We start from the raw sequence: 19,451 nt of genomic DNA, 5'->3' as shown, positions 1-19,451 counted from the left end.
TAACAAATCTAAAACATACCTTTGCATCACTTAAAAACGAGGTAGTTGATGAGAAACCTGAAACGATCTTGGATTTGGGCAAAACGGAGTGGTAGTTCAGCTGGTTAGAATGCCTGCCTGTCACGCAGGAGGTCGCGGGTTCGAGTCCCGTCCATTCCGCATAAATTTGATGAAAAAGTTTATCATTTAGTGACAATTAAAAATATTGGAGTGGTAGTTCAGCTGGTTAGAATGCCTGCCTGTCACGCAGGAGGTCGCGGGTTCGAGTCCCGTCCATTCCGCAAAAAGCCTTAGAGAAATCTAGGGCTTTTTTGTTTTTCACCGTTAATGCGGTTAACAGCTCCCCTTTTCTATAGATACAAGCAACGATTTTCAATTTTATAAGCTGAGCCCCTCAAAATTTTTAATTCCCAAGGGTATATGCTTATCTTTGTTTTTTCCAAAAATCACCAGAATGGTATTAGAATTTGAAAAACCTATAGCCGATTTAGAACAAAAACTTCAGGAAATGAAGGAGTTGGCTGTCGGCAGAAATATCGATTTAAGTTCAGATATTGAATCCCTTGAAGATAAAATTCTTGCTTTGAAAAAAGAAACTTTTCAAAATCTGACCCGCTGGCAGCGAGTTCAGCTCTCCCGACATGCAGATAGACCTTATGCTCTTGACTACATCTATGAGATGACAAATGATTTTGTCGAATTGCATGGAGATAGAAATGTGGCAGATGACAAAGCTATGGTAGGGGGTCTTGGAGATTTGGACGGCAGATCGGTCATGTTTATTGGTCAGCAGAAAGGTAGAAATACCAAACAGCGCCAAATGAGAAACTTTGGGATGGCTAACCCCGAAGGCTATAGAAAGGCACTTCGTCTTATGAAAATGGCGGAGAAATTTGGCAAGCCTATCGTTACCTTGATCGATACGCCTGGTGCTTTTCCGGGGCTGGAGGCTGAAGAGAGAGGGCAGGGAGAAGCAATTGCCCGAAATATCAAGGAAATGTTTATGCTGAAAGTGCCTGTAATCTGCATCATAATCGGTGAAGGAGCTTCAGGTGGAGCTTTGGGTATAGCAATCGGCGACCGGGTGATGATGCTGGAAAATTCTTGGTATTCGGTGATCTCTCCGGAAAACTGTTCTACAATTCTTTGGAGAAGCTGGGATTATAAAGAGCAGGCTGCAGAGTCTTTGAAGTTGACAGCTGTCGATATGGAAGGAAACGGATTGGTAGACGGTATCATACCCGAACCTCTTGGAGGCGCGCATAGAGATATGAAGAAAATGGCTATTACGCTAAAGGAAGCTATCCTCAAAGCATTGAAAGAATTGGATAAAATCAAACCGGAAAAAAGAATTGATCAACGCATCGACAAGTTTTGCTCGATGGGTGTGGTGGTAGAATAAACTATTTTAAGCCCGGACTTTGTAAAAAGCCCGGGATTTTTCTTTCATATCATGGAATTATACGTAGTCAACACCGGGCTTTTCAAATTGGACGGAGGGGCCATGTTTGGTGTAGTGCCGAAAACCCTTTGGTCCAGAACTAATCAGGCTGACGAAAACAATCTGTGCACGTGGGCCATGCGCTCATTGCTAGCGGTAGATGGCAACAGAACCGTATTGATTGATAATGGGATTGGAGATAAACAAGATGCCAAATTTTTCTCCCATTACTATTTACATGGAGATGATTCTTTAGATAAGAGCCTGAGGAAACTAGGTGTCAGCCATCATCAGATTACGGATAACTTTCTGACACATCTGCATTTTGACCACTGTGGAGGCGGAGTGAAATATGGTTCACACGGTCAATACGAGATGACTTTTCCCAGAGCTACTTACTGGTCAAACATTGATCATTGGCAGTGGGCAACTATTCCCAACCCGAGGGAAAAGGCATCTTTTCTGGAAGACAATATTCTTCCAATGCAGGAGCTCGGACAACTTGGGTTCTTGGATTTGGAGAAGAAGTCATTTCTTCCCGGCTTTGACTTCATTACCGTAGACGGGCATACGGACAAACAGATGCTTCCCAAGATTAAGTACAAGGGAAGAACTGTGGTATTTGTGGCTGATCTGCTTCCATCAGTAGGGCATATTCCATTGCCTTATGTGATGGGATACGATACACGTCCCCTTCTTACCATGGACGAGAAGTCAAAGTTTTTGGAGGAAGCAGCACGTGAGGGCTATGTTCTGTTCCTAGAACATGATGCAGTGAATGAATGTTGCACGGTAAAAATGACCGATAAGGGAGTTCGTTTGGATCAAACATTCAGACTGGATGAAATCTAAACTGAAAATAGGAATTGCACTTTCTGGAGGAGGAGTACGTGGCATCGCTCATCTGGGAGTTCTCAAAGCCCTCACTGAATCAGGTATCTTCCCGACAAAGGTTTCCGGAACCTCTGCAGGTGCTATTGCGGGTGCGATGTTCTGTCAGGGATACTCGCCTGATGAAATCCTCAAAATCATTGTAGAGACAAATTATTTCAAGTTTCTAAGGCCTGCGGTTTCTTGGACTGGATTTCTGAAAATGGATTCTGTAGGAACGCTGTTTAAACTCTACTTGGACCATGATGATTTTGGGAAACTAAAGATTCCTCTGACGGTAGCAGCGACGGACATCAAAAAAGGAAAGGTCAGGTATTATTCAGAAGGAGATCTGATCAGGCCCATTATGGCTTCTTCGTGCATTCCCGGAATGTTTGACCCCATTGTTATCGGAAAGAGATTCTTAGTAGATGGGGGAGTGCTTAACAATCTGCCTGTGGAGCCTCTGGAAGGCATCTGTGATTATGTGATCGGAGTGAATTGTAATCAGTTACCGGAGGAAAGTAATATAGGCAACATGAAAAAACTGATTGAGAGGTCTGTAATCATGGCAATGAATTATAATGTGTATAGCCGAAAGGCCAAATGCGACTTTTTTATCGAGCCTCCGGGATTGGGGAGGTATGGTGTGTTTGATATTAAAAAAGCTTCCGAGTTATTTGCGGTAGGGTATGAATACACGATGAGTTTTATTGAAGAAAATCCTTCAATTTTGGAGTTGGCTGTCAAAAGCAATAAATCTAGAAAAGCATGATGAAATTTCTGTCGAGGATTGTGTTTTGGGTTTCGGGGTGGTCGCTGAATAATCAATGGCCTCAAGGAGTAAAGAAAGCTGTGCTTATCGCAATTCCCCATACCTCCAACTGGGATATTCTTTATGCCAGGGCAGCATTTTTTTTGATGGATATTCCAGTGCGTTTTACCATTAAGAAGGAAGTAATGGTAGGCCCGTTGGGTTGGTTGCTTAAGGGATTGGGAGCTATTGCCATCGATAGAAAGCGTATTCCGGGTGGCAGAAAGCAAACCTACACTGAATCTATGGCATCCATGCTGAATGAGCGGGATGAGCTTGTAGTTATGGTGACACCCGAAGGAACCAGAAGCCAGGTCAAGAAATGGAAATCAGGATTTTATCATATTGCACTTGGAGCTAATGTGCCTATAATAGTCGGCTATCTTGACTATAAGAAAAAGGAAGCAGGAATAGGTCCGTGCATTTATCCTGACGGGAATATGGATGCCCAGATCGAAGAGCTAAAAGTCTTTGGCAGAACCGTGACAGGCAGACATCCTGAGAAAGGGATATTGTAGTATTCGGGATAAAGTTTGACATACGCGACTAGTATTCAAGCGGTACTGTGAAAGCACATCTGCTCTTGCATTTCATCATGAGCTACCAGTTGTTTTTTTTGTTATTTGTGTTTTGATTTTGTCTACAAGAGCGTTCAGCAAAGGAAGGGAATAGCCTGAAAAGGGTGTGGTAATACCCGCGGATACTTTTTTCTAAGGCTTATTTTTTCCATGTTTGGGGTTATATACTATATTTGCACGATCTAATGAAAAGAGCAGTCATCACATCCTCCCAAGTTACTCCGCCTTGAGTATAGCCTAAAGGGACATTTTTTCCAATTTCTAGTTATTGGCAGCTTTGTCGCATCCAAAAGTTTTTTCTTTCGGCACCTAGTTCAGTTAGTACATTCCACATTGCCTATACTCATGCAGAAAATCATCAATCTTTTTGATTTTAAACAGAAGATTAATTACAAAAACGAAATTCTAGCCGGCCTTGCTGTGGCAATGACTATGATTCCCGAATCCTTGTCATTTGCTATACTCGCTGACCTGTCTCCCTTAACGGGACTTTATGCTGCTTTTTTAATGGGTATTGTGACGGCCATTTTGGGCGGAAGACCCGGTATGGTCTCTGGAGGAGCAGGTGCCACTGTTGTGGTACTCATAGCATTAGCTTCTTCGCATGGGGTGGACTATCTATTTGGTGCAGTGGTGTTGGCTGGAATCTTACAGGTACTGGTAGGACTCTTCAAACTCGGAAAGTTTGTTCGCTTGATCCCCCAGCCTGTTATGTACGGTTTCCTAAATGGTCTTGCCGTTATCATTTTTATGGCTCAGATTGAGCAATTTAAATTCATGGAAGACGGGGTTTCTTATTGGATGCAGGGCTCTGCACTCTACATTATGGGTGGGCTAACGATCCTTACGATTGCTATAGTATTTGTATTGCCGAAGATCACCAAGGCTGTGCCGGCCTCTTTAGTTGCTATAGTAGTAGTGTTTGGGATTGTTTATTTTTTCGGGATAGAGACCAAAAAAGTAATAAATATTGCTTCAGTAGGAGGAGCATTACCTACATTCCGTATTCCTCAGATACCTTTCAATCTGGAAACCTTACAAATCATTTTTCCATATTCTCTGGTTATGGCCGGGGTGGGACTGATAGAAAGTCTGCTCACCCTGAACATGGTAGATGAAATAACCAACACAAAAGGGCAGTCGAACAGGGAAGCTGCTGCTCAGGGTATTGCAAATATTACCAATGGATTCTTTGGCGGCATGGGTGGATGTGCGATGGTGGCCCAGACACTGGTCAATGTAGGAGCAGGAGGTAGGTCAAGACTTTCGTCTATAGTGGGGGCAATTGCTATTTTGGGAGTGATACTGGTGGCGGGACCCGTAATAGAACAAATTCCGATGGCTGCTTTAGTAGGTGTGATGATGATGGTTGCTATTGGTACTTTTGAGTGGGTAAGTTTCAGGATCATTAATAAAATGCCTAGACATGACATTTTTGTGGGTATGCTGGTGGCATTGATCACTGTTCTTTTACACAATTTAGCCCTAGCGGTATTGGTAGGAGTGGTTATTTCAGCTTTAGTATTTGCTTGGGAAAGTGCAAAGCGTATCCGTGCGAGGAAATTTATAGATGAGCAGGGCGCTAAGCATTATGAAATCTATGGTCCCCTTTTCTTTGGCTCCACTACTACATTTATCGAGAAATTTGATGTGGCTGAAGATCCTGATGTGGTCATCATAGACCTTAAGGAAAGCAAAGTAGTAGATATGTCTGCTATAGATGCACTACATAAAATCACTGACAAATATCATAAGCTGGGCAAAAAGGTTCATCTGCGTCACTTAAGTCAAGATTGCAGACAACTATTAAGGAATGCTGAGTCAGTAATAGACGTTAACATTATTGAAGACCCAACCTATAAGGTGATGACCAATAAATAGATGTGTAGCGGCTTCCTTACTCCGGATTTAATATGTTGATTTACGTTGTGCTGTGCATGGGCAGATTTTGACTTTTTATAACATCAAAAAATGATTTTTTAGGTGAATTTCAATTAAATTCTGTTTCCAAAGGGTTTTGTCACCTAGCCTTTTTAAGAAAACCAGCAAAATCATTTATCTCCTGAATCTATCAATAGGAAGCTTGTCCAAAATATCCACTGTCCTGCCAATGAGTTCTTGTTTTGGCATGGTGATGAAGTTTACGTGTCTACAGCAACAAAATCTAACGATTAGTTTTCGCCTTCCTTAAAATCCAAACTCACCGAATTGATACAATATCTGATTCCACCTTGGTCACTTGGACCGTCAGGAAAACGATGCCCCAGATGTGAACCGCAATTCGCACATAAAATCTCTTCCCGGATCATGCCATGGGTATAGTCCATATGCACATCAATAGCATCCGGTCTTAAGGGCTCAGTAAAGCTTGGCCATCCACAACCGCTATCGTATTTTTTTGAGGAGTGAAAAATCCCGTTTCCACAAGCCTTGCACTCATAGATACCTGTAGCTTTATTTAGGTAATATTCTCCTGTAAATGCTCTCTCTGTTCCTTTTTCTCTCAATACACGGTAAGAATCTGCATCCAACTCTTTGCGATATTGATCTTCAGATTTCTGTACCGGATATAGTTTCTTTTGTTGATTTTTCATAAGAATTTCCTTTGATCTATTAACTCGTGAGAGAGGAAAGAAGTTTCTGAAAGGTAAAAATGGAAGAGGAATCAGGAAGGAAAGATCTTTTCAATCGATTTTAAAATTACAGCACAAGCTTCACGAATCTGCCCGGCTGTAATCGTAAGAGGGGGTGCTATCCGCATGGAGTCGTCACAGAAGAGGAACCAATCTGTGATTACGCCTAATTCTATAGCACGGTCAATTATTGGCTTGAGTACATCGAAAGACTCAAATTCCACGGCCATCAGCAAGCCCTTGTTTCGAATACTTTTGATCTTCGGATGAACCAAAAGAGACTTAAATAATTCGGCTTTTTCTTCTACTGCTTCAATCAGTTTTTCTTCTAGCAGAATCTGTATGGTGGCCAGTGACGCTGCCGAGCTTACAGGATGACCACCAAATGTGGTAATATGGCCAAGGATAGGATTGTTTTTAAACACACCCATTACATCTTTATTGGCAATAAAAGCTCCTATTGGCATCCCACCACCCATTCCTTTGGCGCAAACGACAATATCGGGAACGATCCCAAAATGCTCAAAAGCCCAGAATTTGCCTGTGCGTCCAAAACCACATTGAACTTCATCCAGAATAAGCAAAGTCTCTGTTTCATCACATCGCTTGCGCAAAGCCTGGAAATATTCCATCGTGGCTATACGGATTCCCGCTTCGCCTTGTACGGTTTCTATGAGTACAGCCGCTGTATCCGAATTGATACTTTCCAAGTCTGAACTATCCCCGTAATTAATGTGGCTAACTCCAGGCAGTAAAGGGCGATAGGCTTGCTTGAAAATCTCATTTCCTCCTACACTCAACGAGCCATGTGAACTTCCATGATAGGCATTGATGCAGGAAATTAGATTTGGCTTTCCGGTGAATCGCTTGGCGAGTTTCAATGCTCCTTCTATGGCTTCACTTCCGCTATTTACCAAGTAGACGTTGTCTAGTTTCCCGGGTAGCGTATCACAGAGCGCTTTTGCCAACAACGACTGCGGACTCTGCACATATTCACCATACACCATGAGGTGAAGGTATTTATCCAACTGGGATTGGATCGCGGTCAATACCCGTGGATGCCTGTGTCCCACATTGCTGACGCCTATTCCTGAAATGAGATCGATGTACTTCTCGCCATTAGGGCCAAAAAGATAAATTCCTTCAGCTTTTTCCACCTCGATCATTAAGGGGAAATCTGTTGTTTGTGCTAAGTGCTGAAGGAAAAGTTGACGGTTGTTCATTGTTGATGTTTGGATCAGTAGCTCGAAAATCTGAAGAAGATGCCAAGCGGAAGTTTTTTGTTTTGGTTGTCCTGAAGGTAAAGTTCGCCATGTTCGGCGTTGTGCACATGCTTAAACGTGGTGTGGATTAGGTTGGCTGCGATCAATGAGGAGAAGCTCAGCGAATACATGTTGAGCAAAAGGAAGTGATCTGTGGGATCAAGGATCTCTGCACAGACTTTCAGCATTTCATTTATTTGTTCTTCAAGCACCCATTTTTCCCCATCAGGTCCTCGGCCATAGGCAGGTGGATCAAGGATAATTCCATGGTATTTATTGCCCCTTCTGGCTTCTCTTTTAATGAATTTCATAGCGTCATCCACGATCCATCTGATGTCTGACTGCCCAGAGGACTCCATGTTGTGTCTAGACCAAGTCACTACCTGTTTCACAGAATCCAAGTGTGTGACATCTGCTCCTGCTGCCTTGGCAGCTACACTTGCGGCTCCTGTATAGGCAAAAAGATTCAGTACTTTGGGTTTTGCAATAGGAGAGCGCTTGATGGTTTTGTAGAGGTAATCCCAGTTTATCGCTTGCTCAGGAAAGAGACCTATATGCTTGAAGGAGGTCTGTGCCAGATTTAATTTCAAGTTCAGCCCTTCAGCATTGGAATATTCTATCGCCCAGTTATGCGGCATTTTTTTCAATTGTTCCCAGTTTCCCTTTTCAGGATTACTTTTTTCTTTGGCAAAATGTGCATGGGCCATTGCTCTCCATTCACTATCGGGAAGCGTTTTGTCCCAAATCGCCTGAGGCTCAGGCCTGCTTAGAATAAAGTCACCGAATCGCTCTAATTTCTCAAACCCTCCTGTGTCAATGAGTTCATAATCTTTCCAGAGGCCGGGACAAAGTGATAGAATGGATTCGTTCATAAAGGAGTGGTTTTTTCAGGTAGCAAAAATAAGAAATTAATTGGAGGCAAGGAGTTCCCTTTCTTATGAATCAGGTTTCAGGACAGACAAACTAAGGTGACCCGGAATAGCAGACAGACATCACTGAAATGGTAACTTGAGTCTATTTCTGTCATCTTGGAATTTAAATTAACTCAATTGGTTCTCAGGCTAGTAATACAGCCACCCTTTAGAATCGTGATGTTAAATCTGTTTTTTTGTACTTTTAGTTTTATTTTAAAAATGGGATAGTAAAATTCCATCTGTCCCCAATAGACCTAACAGCCACCAAGAGAGCAAGAATGTCCAAGAAATTTATTGATATAGAGAAAGCGATCGAATCTAAGAATCCGGCGCTTTTGAAATGGATGCCGGGCTTTTTACTTAAATACATCAAGCGTGTGACTCACGAGGAATGGATGAACGGGGTATTGGAAAGAGTAGATCATCTTCACGGGATACATTTCGCCAATGGATTGATCAAGGAACTCAATATTACGGTCGAACTGGTGGGTGCTGAGAACATCCCAAAGACAGGAGGGATTATTATCGCGGCGAACCATCCGTTGGGAGGAATTGATGGCATTGCATTGATGCAGGCTATTGGAAAGGTTCGGACAGATTTGAGGTTTCTGGTTAATGATTTGCTAATGGCTTTTAAAAATTTTCAGCCCTTATTTATCCCCATAAATAAGCATGGGAAAAATTCCCCAGATACATTGGCTGCGATAGAAGCCGCTTATTCAGAGGCTTATGCCGTTTTGATATTCCCTGCAGGTCTTGTGTCAAGGAAAGAGGAATCGGAAATTAGGGATTTGCAATGGAAAAAGAGCTTCATCGCCAAAGCGAAGAAATACAAAAAAGATATCTTACCTTGTTTTATAGGAGGTAAAAATTCCGCTTTTTTTTACAATTTGGCGTATTGGAGAAAGAAAATTGGCATTAAAGCTAATATTGAAATGTTTTACCTGGCTGATGAATTATACAAGCAGCAAGGGCAAAAAGTGGTGATCACTGTAGGTGAACAGATTTCCTGTCAGAGCCTGGATTCCTCTAAAACGGATATACAATGGGCTGATTATGTGAAGGATGTAGTTTACAAACTTGGTAAAAAGAATGAATAGAGAAGCAGAAATAATTCCGGCTATTGATAAAGGCCTGTTAAAAGCTGAATTGGTTCCGGATCGATTTTTACGATATACCAACAATGGGGATAACCTGGTCTACTTGGTTAATTTCCATAATGCTCCAAATGTAGTCCGGGAGATTGGAAGATTGCGGGAACTGACCTTTAGGGCAGCAGGAGGAGGTACAGGACTGGAATTGGATTTGGACGAAAATGACATCTGTGAAAACTGCTATGAGCAATTAATTACCTGGAATCCTGAGTACGAGGAAATAGTCGCCGGTTACAGGTTGATAAATTGCAAAGATTCAATCAAGGAAGATGGAAGTTTAAATCTTTCCACTACGCACTTGTTTGATTTCACGGAGACCTTTGTTCGGGATTATATTCCTTACACCATTGAGCTGGGACGATCCTTTGTTCAGCCGAAGTACCAGCCCGCTTTTGACAATAGAAAGGGCATTTTCAGCTTGGATAATCTATGGGACGGACTTGGAGCTGTAGTCTTGTTGAATCCGGATGTCAAGTACCTTTTTGGAAAAGTAACAATGTACCCTCATTTCAACCGTGAGGCGAGGGATTTGTTGTTGATGTTTATGAATTATTATTTCCCCGACAAAAAAGGACTGGTCAAGCCAAAGGAAGAATTGAATTTGGGCTATGAAACTGATTTGCCAAAGGAAGGCAACCCTTTTGAAGGACTGGAATACAAAGACGGTTATAAGCTGTTAAATGGGAGGATTCGGACTTATGGAGAGAATATCCCTCCGCTGATCAACACCTACATGAATCTATCACCCACGATGATGACTTTCGGGACAGCCTTGAATGATGAATTTGGAGAAGTAGAGGAAACGGGGATTTTGATTACACTGTCGGATATCTATGAAACAAAAAAGCATAGGCACATGGATACCTTCGAGCGGGATAAAGTTTATGGAAGCAGGGATGATGTCTGATAAATTGACTTTGGTAGTGGGTGCGACCACTAATCCAACCCGCTACGCCTATTTTGCGGCAGGAAGGCTGTCTGCTGCGGGTGTGCCTTTTATTCCCATAGGAGTTAAAACAGGGGAGCTTTTTGGTGAAGAAATCATTGATCTCAGGACTAAACCGGACTTGGAAAATATCCACACCATAACACTATACATCGGTCCTGGAAATCAAGTCGAATGGATTGATTATTTGATCGGATTAGCTCCCAAGAGGATCATCTTCAATCCTGGAACGGAGAATCCTGTGTTTTTTCAAAAGGCCAAAGCTAAGGGGATTGAAGTTTTGCAGGCGTGTACCCTGGTGATGTTGAGTACTGACCAGTATTAATAGGGCTATAAACCAAGCTGTTGGGGATATATATCACAACTGTTTTTTAATGAATGTGTGTCTTGCGAAAAGCTGTGTAAAGTCACATTTTTTACCTATCTTGCCACATCTAAAAAAGAACATAAAATCACCTTTTTAGACCCATTTTGAGGGTTTTCTCCAAAACATATGAGTGAAGAAAAAGCGAATAATCCAGCCGAATACGGTGCCGGAAACATTCAGGTATTAGAAGGTCTTGAAGCGGTTCGTAAGAGACCTGCTATGTATATTGGTGACGTTGGGATCAAAGGACTCCATCATCTGATCTGGGAAGTGGTCGATAACTCTATCGATGAGGCACTTGCGGGGTATTGCGATACCATTAAGGTCACCGTAAATGAAGATAATTCGATTACAGTGGAGGATAATGGGCGCGGTATCCCTACGGATATGCATACCAAGGAGAAGAAGTCAGCCTTGGAAGTTGTGTTGACAGTGCTGCACGCAGGTGGTAAATTTGACAAGGATACTTACAAAGTATCAGGAGGTTTGCACGGTGTGGGTGTCTCCTGTGTCAATGCCCTTTCTACAGATCTGAAAGCTACTGTTTACCGAAATGGGGTGATCACTGAGCAGGAATTTAAAATCGGCGTGCCCCAATATCCTGCCAGGCAGATTGGGCCTACCGATCGTAGAGGGACTACCATACACTTCAAGCCGGATGACAGCATTTTTGCCATTACCGAATTCAAGTATGAGACGATAGCAAACAGGCTTCGTGAAATGTCGTTTTTGAATGCGGGGATTAGGATTTTCTTAACTGACCTGAGGGAAACCGAGGATGACGGGTCTGTGAAGTCTGACGAATTTTTCTCTGAAGGCGGATTGGTAGAGTTTGTGCAATATCTTGACGTGAGCCGTGAGAAGATCATCGATACTCCGATTTCTATAGATACGGAAAAGAATGGGGTGCCTGTACAGGTGGCGATGAACTATAACAGTTCGTACTCTGAAAATGTGGTTTCCTATGTGAATACCATCAATACCTACGAAGGAGGTAGCCACGTATCAGGATTTAGAAGAGCATTGACAAGAACTTTGAAATCTTACGCGGACAAGTCCGGTATGCTGGATAAGCTTAAGATGGAAGTGTCGGGAGACGATTTCCGCGAAGGCCTTACTGCTGTTATTTCCGTGAAAGTAGCTGAACCTCAATTTGAAGGCCAGACAAAAACCAAGTTGGGCAACTCGGATGTAGTAGGGGCTGTGGACAGTGCCGTTTCGGAGGCTTTGCAGACATGGTTGGAAGAGCATCCCAAGGAAGCTAAAATCATTGTCGGCAAAGTAATCTTGGCGGCACAAGCTAGGCATGCCGCTAGAAAAGCGCGTGAGATGGTGCAGCGTAAAAATGTGCTTGGAGGAGGAGGCCTTCCAGGCAAGCTGGCAGATTGTGCGAATAGTGATCCTACGATCTGTGAATTGTACCTGGTGGAAGGGGACTCGGCAGGTGGATCTGCCAAGCAGGGCAGAGATCGTGATTTTCAGGCGATTTTGCCGTTGAAAGGTAAAATCCTAAACGTAGAGAAAGCGCATGAGCATAAAATCTACGATAACGAAGAGATTAAAAACATTCTGACTGCACTTGGGGTTAAATTCGGCACAGTGAATGATGATAAAGAACTGGATCTTACGGGACTTCGCTATCACAAAATCATCATCATGACGGATGCTGATATTGATGGCTCTCACATACGTACCTTGATTCTTACTTTGTTCTTTAGGTATATGAGGACATTGATTGAAAATGGCTATGTATACATTGCCTTACCTCCTTTGTATTTATTGAAAAGAGGCAAAGACGAGAGGTATTGCTGGACTGAGGAGGAACGCAAAATCCTGACTGCTGAAATGGCTAAGGATGGCAGAGAAGATAGCGTAGGCATACAACGATACAAAGGTCTCGGTGAGATGAACCCTGAGCAGCTATGGACTACCACCATGGATCCGAATGTGCGTACGATAAAACAGGTAAATATTGAATCAGCAGCAGAAGCAGATCATCTCTTCAGCGTGCTGATGGGAGATGAAGTTGCCCCAAGAAGAGATTTTATCGAGAAAAATGCGAAATACGCAAAAATCGATACCTGATCATTCAAAAGGGGCTTTTCAGCCCCTTTTTTTGATAGATAACATAATGGTAAACTCAAAATAAGAAAGCAAAACTTAACTTGCTTTCTTAATATTAACTTTGAACGCAATGAAACTGGCAGTTGTTGAAAAATACGATTCGATTATACAGCAGAGTGATCTGGTAAGCAGGGATTTAAGTTGGCTGAAATTTAACGAGCGCGTCTTGGATCAGTCCAAGAAATCCCACCGCAACGTTTTTGAAAAGTTGAAATTTCTTGCGATCACCGCATCTAATCTGGATGAATTTTTTATGATCCGGGTGGGCTCGTTGTACAACTACCTGGATTACGACAAGGAGCGGGTTGATTACTCAGGATTACGGGAAGAGCCTTTCAAGGCAAAGCTGATGAATGAAAGCCACCTGTTTCATATTGCTCAGCACGAACATTTCACTCAAGTAATCATGCCCGAGCTTCAGGAGCAGGGAGTAGTGCTTTGTAATCTGTCCAAGCTCACCGGGAAAGAGCAGGAAAAAGTCCATGATTATTTTGTGAAGGCAATCTATCCTATGCTTACTCCGATGGTGTATGATGGCTATCGTACATTTCCGATTCTGATGAACAAGCTGTCTGTGTTCGGGGTGGTGACTACCAGTCCCGGAGACCGACAGGATATGCGTAAGATGAGCTTTGTTCAAATTCCGGCTAATATTCCCCGCTTTTTTGAAATCGAACGTGAGGATTCCCTTTTGCTTGTTCCCATCGAAGAGGTCATCCGTGAAAATATAGTTTCCCTTTTCAGAAATGTAAAAATCGAGGGAATTAGTCTTTTTAGAATTACCCGAAACGGTGATTTTACTTTGGAAGAAAGTGAAGATATGGACGCTAATTTCTTGGAAGAAGTGAAGCGTAAGTTGATGGAAAGAAAGAGTGGACGTGTAGTAAAAATAGAAATAGAAGAAGGCTACAGTAAGTGGATGCTGAATTCACTTTTGGAAAGATGGAATTTGAAGATGGATTCTGTGTTTCTGATCAAAAGATCCAGTTTGATAGATTTTACAGGACTGTGGCAGGTAGTGGGGAACAAGAAATTCCGGGAGCGATTGCCTCAAATCCCTGATCCTGTGAAACCGCTGTCTTATCAAGACGAAGGAATTGCTGATATTTTTGATGTGTTGAAGGAAAAGGATATACTGCTTCATCATCCCTACAATAACATTGATTCAATCTTGGATTTAGTAGAGAAAGCAGCTGAGGATCCTGACGTGATGGCTATCAAAATGACTATTTATAGACTTGCAAAAGATAGCAGAATTACGAAAGCTCTACTTAAAGCTGCCGAAAACGGGAAACATGTTTCGGTACTTTTTGAGGTCAAAGCAAGGTTTGATGAGGAGAATAACATCAGGGAAGCCAAGAAACTACAGAAAGCCGGCTGCTTTGTGATTTACGGGATATCCCACCTGAAAACCCACACTAAACTACTTTTGATAGTAAGGAGGGATGGAGGCGAAATCACGAGATATGTTCACTTGGGATCCGGAAATTACAATGAAGACACAGCCAGACTCTATACAGATATAGGCTTGATGACTACCAATGAGATATTGGCCAATGACGTATCGGAGTTTTTCAATGTAATTACAGGGCACTCCATGCCTTCACAATATAAAAATCTGATCACAGCACCCAGGGATATGCGGAATCAGTTGATCGAGTATATTGAGAAAGAGGCGGAAAATGCCAGAAATGGACTGCCTAGCGGGGTATTCATTAAAGTGAACTCTTTGGAAGACTCCGAGATTATTTATGCCCTATACCGTGCTTCTCAGTCAGGTGTGACAATCAAGCTGATTGTCCGTGGCATCTGCTGCTTGCGTCCGGGAAGAGTGGGATTGAGTGAAAACATAGAAGTACTGTCTATAGTGGGAGATTTCTTGGAGCATTCCAGAATCTACTATTTCCACAACAATGGAGATACCAAGACCTATGCAGGAAGTGCAGATATGATGGTAAGGAGTTTTGATAAAAGGTTAGAAGCGCTGTTCAAGGTGGAATCTACATTGCTTGAAAAACAACTGATGAACATCCTGGCCTATAACTTAAAGGACAATGTAAACGCTTACGTGATGCAGGAGGACGGTACGTACGTTGCCAAGCATCCTGTAGGAGATGAGCCTGAATTCAACGTGCATCGGGAGTTCTTTAGTTTAAATGCTGAAAATGTGATGCAGGTTAAGCTTGTGGATTGATACAAAAAAGCCCCGACTAAAGGGGCTTTTTAGATATATTTCGTTCATATAGAACCTGTATTATTCCATCTTTCAAACCTAAATCAGGAACGATCATTTTTTTTGATTTTGCGGCCAGCATCACACGCTGATAGATTTTTCCGGCAGGGATGATGACATCGGCACGGTCATGGTTTAAGTTTAGCTTGTTCACCCGTTCTTCAAAAGTGAGTGTCTCTAAGCGACTTAAAACTTCCTCGATTTTCCCAAAGTCCAGGTAGCGTTTGTTTTTACGCGGAAGAGATAGCTCAAAAATCTTATTGATATTTCCGCCTGTTCCAATAGCAGTAACTGAAGGTGAGTTTTCTAAATATTTACGCACAAAGTTTTCCATAGAATTCCATACTGGGATAGCTACTTGGTCTTGGAGGGCCCTGACGGAACCGATCTGAAATGACTTAGATGCTATTTTCTCCCGGTTCTTATAAATATTCAGTTCAGTGCTGCCACCTCCCACATCAATATGCAAGTAGGTTTTTTCATCGAAAAACTTGTTTAGGGATTTGTTGATTAGCTCAGCTTCTTTATTTCCGTCGATTATATTGATTTTCAGTCCAATCTCTTCTTTTACCTCAAGGACTATTTCCTTTCCATTCACGCTCTCACGCATCGCTGAAGTAGCACAGGCCATATAATCATCAACTTCATAAAGATCGATGAGTATCTTGAAAGCCCTCATCAGTTTGACGAACTTTCTTCGGTTAACCTCTGAGATCTTTTGATTATGAAATACATCCAACCCCAAGCGAAGTGGAAAACGAAGGTACTCCAGTTTTTTAAAGTTGATGTTTCCTTCGTACTGGGTCACGCTGGTGATTTGCATTCTGATGGCATTGGAGCCAATATCTACTGCTGCTAATTTCAAATGCACATGGGAATAGTTGGGAAATGAATTTTATCCGTCAAATTTACTTCTTTTTTCTGTGTCACTGCGTGCATTCCCAATGATACAGAATAGGACATTATTGCTAAAGTACTAACCTTATGCTTTTTTGTGGGTGAAATGATACTTTTCCCAGTGCTAGAAGGGGAAAAAGTAAGGGATGCACAAAGTCGCTACTATCCAAAGAAGTATATTCAATGGAGTTCCCACTTTTAGATAATCACGAAATCTATAATTTCCAGGCGTATAGATCATGGTGTTGGTCTGGTAGCCCATAGGAGTCATAAAGCTCAAGCTTGCAGCAAAAGTAACAGCCATAAGCATAGGTCTGGAGTCTACCTCCAGAGCTGCAGCTATACTGATAGCTATAGGAGCCAGCAGAGCAGCCGTAGCATTATTTGACATCACGTTTGTCATGGTAAAAGTCAGGACAAATAATGCACTCATAACCACCCGGGGGCCATAATGCCCGACAGAGGCTACTATTGAGGTACCTATTAGCTGGGAGCCACCGGTTTTCTCCAGTGCCAAACCCATGGATAAAACACCGGCTAGCATCAGGATTACTTTCCAATCAATAGCTTTATAAGCTTGCTCGGTACTTAATGAGCCCAGCATGATCAAGGTAATGGCTCCGGCAACAGCCGTGACTACAATAGGAAATACTTCGAAGGATGCCAACCCGATGATCAAAGCCAGTATGACTAAGGTCATTATAGTTTTAGCCTTGTTTAGCGGGTGGTTTTTTGTTTCTGAAAGAAGCAGTAGACCATCACTATTTTCTATGGCTTGGATGGATTCCTCAGTGGCCCGTAGGAGCAAGATGTCCCCGGCATGTAAGGCAGTTCTGGAGAGCAGGGAATTGAGCAGGTCTGATCTATGCCTAATCCCAATGACTAAGACTTGATTGTATAGTTTTTTGAAATTAAGTGTTTTAATGCTCTTGTTGATGAGAAAAGAATTAGGCGTGACTAATGCTTCATACAGTCGTTCTTCCTCATCAGTGATATTTTCTTCGAGCCATTTTAAGTCCGCCTTGAGCTCAATTCCGAAAATGGTTTTTATTTTCTCTATGGTTTCTTTGTCGGAATTGAAGCGGATTATGTCGCCTTCCTGTATTGCTGTATTGGGATATACGCGCACCTTTCTGCCGTCTGCCCGAATAATCTGTAATGGCTTGATAGCGAGTTTTTCAAATACTTTCTGTTTGAAAAGCGGTTCATTAATTTGGTCATATTCCTTTAATATGACCAATTCGGAAAGGTAAGTCCCGAGTTGAATACTTTCGCCCAGCTCTGATTTTGCTTTTCTACTGGGAGTAAGCCATTTTCCAATAGAAAGCATGTAAATCAGCCCGGTGGCAAAAAATACCAACCCCATCAAGCTCATTTCAAACACTCCAAATGATGGAAGTCCGGCCTTCTCGGCTATCCCACTGACTAAGATATTGGTGCTTGTGCCCAGCAATGTACAAATCCCGCCCATCAAAGCACCAAAAGACAGCGGCATAAGTAATTTGGATGGTGGGATATTGTCTGTTTTGTTAAGTCGTATTACGGCCGGCATTAGCAAGGCAACCACCGCAGTGTCACTTATAAAGGCGGAAAGAAAGCCCGCCAGCAGCATTAGGGTGAGCAAGAGATGTGTTTGGCCTTTTCCTGCTTGAGAACTTAGCTTTTGAGTAAAGCTGTCTAAAAGTCCTGTATTGAAGATGGCGGCTGAAACCACAAACATCGCAGCCACGGTAACAGTAGCTGAATTGGAAAATCCGGATAGCCCTTCCTCCACATCCAGAATTCCCGTCAGTAGAAATGCAACCATCACTCCAATAGAGACAGTGTCTATGGTGAATTTCTCGGTAAAAAATAAAATAACGGCAACGCCTATAATTGAAAAGACAAGACCAATTTCAAAAGTCATTGATTACATTTTTAGATAATTTCCCTTCTTGAGCTTTTCCCTTATTCGAAAATAGCTCAAAAAGCCCACGATAAGGAATATTAAACTCAATCCAAATGCCAAGTACCCTAAGTCTCTCACATGATCCAGTTCCTTCACTTCAAAAAGAGCCGTGCCGGAGACTAGGAAATAAAGAGAGGTGCGGATAAAGGACAATAAAGTCCTATAATTTGCCAATGTCGTCCGCTGTCTTGCTAAATAATCACGAATTATTAATTCTCTTTCCAAGTCATTTTCCATATTTGCATTGTATTTATTTATATTGAAATAATTCAACATCTATTAATTATGAAAAGAATTACTACACTTTTCCTCTTTATTTTGTTTTATGGGCAAGTTTTTGCCCAAGATGAAGGAGTCTTAGCTCCTCAAGATACAAGCTATTGGCTTAAAGAAATAGGAGGTGGTTTGAATCTAAACCAGGCAGCCTTTAGTGGAAACTGGCAAGGCGGTGGTGTAAATTCAATTGCTTTGGGAGTCTATCTCAATGGCCGTGCAAATTATGCCAAAGACAAATGGTCTTGGGATAATACGGTGGATTTTATTTATGGCGTGGTGAAAAATAAGGATGAAGAGGGGCGTAAATCCAATGACCGTATTTTTCTGGATTCTAAAGTGGGGTATAAAATTAATGACAAATGGAACTACTTCTTTGCCCTTAATTTTCTTTCACAATTTGCGCCGGGTTATGAGTTTCCTGAAGATGCAGAAAGGGTATTGATTTCCAAGTTTGCAAACCCAGCCTATCTTACCACATCTCTTGGTGTAGAATACAAGCCAAATGATGAATTCAGCTTACGAATATCTCCTTTCTCACCTAGATGGACTTTTGTAGCTGACAAAGAACTATACCTAAATGTGCCCAACAATTATGGAGTAGAAATAGGAGAGACCGTGAGAACGGAATGGTTGGCATTTAGTCTTATGGCGGATTACAACAAAAAACTGTCTGAAAACCTGTCCCTGATGCTTAGATACCAAATGTATGCAAATTACGAAACCTTCGCTTTTGATGCTATTGACCATAGGTTGGACTTTGGGTTGACGGCGAAAGTGTCTAATTTAGTGAACGTTAGCTTAACTAGCCTTATGATCTATGACTTGGATCAGGATAGTAAAATCCAATTTAGTCAAGGTTTAGCATTGGGAATTGCATTTAAACGGGGTAACTTCCCCGAAAAAAAATAATCGCAACAAATTTTTATTTGGAATTTTGATTTGATTTTAAAAGTATTATTTTTGAATTCATTGTGGTAGTTAAATAATAGTTGGT

Annotated in this window: 17 protein-coding genes and 2 tRNA genes; 13 read left to right on the top strand and 6 right to left on the bottom strand. The window is 42.0% G+C overall.

Annotation, left to right across the window (positions count from 1 at the left end):
* The first annotated feature begins 85 nt into the window (after positions 1–85).
* From ID165_RS10225 to ID165_RS10195, 7 genes are all read left to right on the top strand, one after another.
* A tRNA-Asp gene (locus ID165_RS10225) sits at positions 86–159 on the top strand.
* A gap of 48 nt (positions 160–207) precedes the next feature.
* Positions 208–281, top strand: a tRNA-Asp gene (locus ID165_RS10220).
* A 173-nt stretch (positions 282–454) separates the two neighbouring features.
* Positions 455–1,402 (top strand): acetyl-CoA carboxylase carboxyltransferase subunit alpha, encoded by a 948-nt coding sequence (locus tag ID165_RS10215; protein WP_192350238.1) that lies wholly within the window; start codon positions 455–457, stop codon positions 1,400–1,402.
* 51 nt (positions 1,403–1,453) lie between these two features.
* Positions 1,454–2,293, top strand: a complete 840-nt coding sequence (locus ID165_RS10210; RefSeq protein ID WP_192350237.1) for an MBL fold metallo-hydrolase — start codon at positions 1,454–1,456, stop codon at positions 2,291–2,293.
* Entirely contained in the window at positions 2,283–3,086 is an 804-nt protein-coding gene (locus ID165_RS10205; RefSeq protein WP_192350236.1) for a patatin-like phospholipase family protein, read from the top strand. Before ID165_RS10210 ends, ID165_RS10205 begins: the two co-directional genes overlap by 11 nt.
* A complete protein-coding gene (locus tag ID165_RS10200) occupies positions 3,083–3,643 on the top strand; it encodes a 1-acyl-sn-glycerol-3-phosphate acyltransferase (RefSeq protein ID WP_192350235.1) in 561 nt (186 codons plus the stop codon). The genes ID165_RS10205 and ID165_RS10200 overlap by 4 nt, the downstream gene beginning before the upstream one ends.
* A gap of 405 nt (positions 3,644–4,048) precedes the next feature.
* Complete coding sequence (locus ID165_RS10195) at positions 4,049–5,584, top strand: SulP family inorganic anion transporter (RefSeq protein WP_192350234.1); 1,536 nt, start codon at positions 4,049–4,051, stop codon at positions 5,582–5,584.
* A 290-nt stretch (positions 5,585–5,874) separates the two neighbouring features.
* Here the strand turns inward: ID165_RS10195 and msrB are convergent, their stop codons facing one another.
* The 3 genes from msrB to ID165_RS10180 all read right to left on the bottom strand — a co-directional run bounded on the left by msrB (position 5,875) and on the right by ID165_RS10180 (position 8,470).
* Positions 5,875–6,297 carry a peptide-methionine (R)-S-oxide reductase MsrB gene (msrB, locus tag ID165_RS10190; protein ID WP_192350233.1) on the bottom strand — a complete coding sequence of 141 codons (423 nt, stop codon included), beginning with the start codon at positions 6,295–6,297 and terminating at the stop codon, positions 5,875–5,877.
* A 71-nt stretch (positions 6,298–6,368) separates the two neighbouring features.
* Complete coding sequence (locus ID165_RS10185) at positions 6,369–7,559, bottom strand: aspartate aminotransferase family protein (RefSeq protein WP_192350232.1); 1,191 nt, start codon at positions 7,557–7,559, stop codon at positions 6,369–6,371.
* A gap of 14 nt (positions 7,560–7,573) precedes the next feature.
* Complete coding sequence (locus ID165_RS10180) at positions 7,574–8,470, bottom strand: class I SAM-dependent methyltransferase (RefSeq protein ID WP_192350231.1); 897 nt, start codon at positions 8,468–8,470, stop codon at positions 7,574–7,576.
* Positions 8,471–8,790: 320 nt separating this feature from the next.
* Here ID165_RS10180 and ID165_RS10175 point away from each other — a divergent pair, with 320 nt between their 5' ends.
* The 5 genes from ID165_RS10175 to ppk1 all read left to right on the top strand — a co-directional run bounded on the left by ID165_RS10175 (position 8,791) and on the right by ppk1 (position 15,297).
* Positions 8,791–9,612 (top strand): 1-acyl-sn-glycerol-3-phosphate acyltransferase, encoded by an 822-nt coding sequence (locus ID165_RS10175; RefSeq protein ID WP_192350230.1) that lies wholly within the window; start codon positions 8,791–8,793, stop codon positions 9,610–9,612.
* Positions 9,605–10,573: a GNAT family N-acetyltransferase gene (locus ID165_RS10170; protein ID WP_192350229.1), complete on the top strand. Its 969-nt coding sequence runs from the start codon at positions 9,605–9,607 to the stop codon at positions 10,571–10,573. The genes ID165_RS10175 and ID165_RS10170 overlap by 8 nt, the downstream gene beginning before the upstream one ends.
* On the top strand, positions 10,551–10,937 hold the full coding sequence (locus ID165_RS10165) for a CoA-binding protein (RefSeq protein WP_225587063.1): 387 nt from the start codon (positions 10,551–10,553) through the stop codon (positions 10,935–10,937). The genes ID165_RS10170 and ID165_RS10165 overlap by 23 nt, the downstream gene beginning before the upstream one ends.
* A gap of 168 nt (positions 10,938–11,105) precedes the next feature.
* Complete coding sequence (gene gyrB / locus ID165_RS10160; RefSeq protein ID WP_192350228.1) at positions 11,106–13,064, top strand: DNA topoisomerase (ATP-hydrolyzing) subunit B; 1,959 nt, start codon at positions 11,106–11,108, stop codon at positions 13,062–13,064.
* Positions 13,065–13,173: 109 nt separating this feature from the next.
* On the top strand, positions 13,174–15,297 hold the full coding sequence (gene ppk1, locus ID165_RS10155) for a polyphosphate kinase 1 (RefSeq protein WP_192350227.1): 2,124 nt from the start codon (positions 13,174–13,176) through the stop codon (positions 15,295–15,297).
* A 16-nt stretch (positions 15,298–15,313) separates the two neighbouring features.
* Here ppk1 and ID165_RS10150 read toward each other — a convergent pair whose 3' ends face one another.
* The 3 genes from ID165_RS10150 to ID165_RS10140 form a co-directional block, all read right to left on the bottom strand.
* Positions 15,314–16,201: a phosphatase gene (locus ID165_RS10150; RefSeq protein ID WP_192351424.1), complete on the bottom strand. Its 888-nt coding sequence runs from the start codon at positions 16,199–16,201 to the stop codon at positions 15,314–15,316.
* Between the two features lie 156 nt (positions 16,202–16,357).
* Complete coding sequence (locus ID165_RS10145; protein ID WP_192350226.1) at positions 16,358–18,139, bottom strand: SLC13 family permease; 1,782 nt, start codon at positions 18,137–18,139, stop codon at positions 16,358–16,360.
* A 3-nt stretch (positions 18,140–18,142) separates the two neighbouring features.
* Positions 18,143–18,418 (bottom strand): DUF202 domain-containing protein, encoded by a 276-nt coding sequence (locus ID165_RS10140; protein ID WP_192350225.1) that lies wholly within the window; start codon positions 18,416–18,418, stop codon positions 18,143–18,145.
* Between the two features lie 48 nt (positions 18,419–18,466).
* On the opposite strand from ID165_RS10140, the gene ID165_RS10135 reads away from it, so the two are divergent.
* Positions 18,467–19,366: a DUF3078 domain-containing protein gene (locus ID165_RS10135; RefSeq protein WP_192350224.1), complete on the top strand. Its 900-nt coding sequence runs from the start codon at positions 18,467–18,469 to the stop codon at positions 19,364–19,366.
* Positions 19,367–19,451: the final 85 nt, after the last annotated feature.

It is taken from the genome of Algoriphagus sp. Y33 (assembly GCF_014838715.1).
In the GTDB taxonomy this organism is placed as follows: Bacteria; Bacteroidota; Bacteroidia; order Cytophagales; family Cyclobacteriaceae; genus Algoriphagus.
Note: the sequence above shows the minus strand (reverse complement) of the source record. Positions and strands in the feature narration are given on the sequence as shown.